We start from the raw sequence: 281 nt of genomic DNA, 5'->3' as shown, positions 1-281 counted from the left end.
GATTTTTCTGCTGAGGGTGTTGAAGTCTATTACATTACAGGTAATCATGATGAAATGCTGCGCAAGTTTAGTAACACCACTATTGGTAATATTTCCATTGTTGATAAATTGGTTTTAGATTTAGATGGCAAAAAGGGATGGTTTTTTCATGGTGATGTATTTGATATTTCTATACAGAATGCCAAATTACTCGCAAAACTAGGAGGTTACGGATATGATGTGTTGATACTATTAAACCGACTAACAAATTGGGTTTTACTAAAACTAGGCAAGGAACGGTA

Annotated in this window: 1 pseudogene; it reads left to right on the top strand. The window is 34.2% G+C overall.

Going from position 1 to position 281, the window contains the following annotated elements:
* A pseudogene (locus J8281_RS19530) lies at positions 1-281 on the top strand (UDP-2,3-diacylglucosamine diphosphatase); the annotation flags it as partial.

Source organism: Aquimarina sp. U1-2, assembly GCF_017897595.1.
Taxonomy (GTDB): Bacteria; Bacteroidota; Bacteroidia; order Flavobacteriales; family Flavobacteriaceae; genus Aquimarina.
This window is presented reverse-complemented; position numbering and strand designations above follow the sequence as displayed.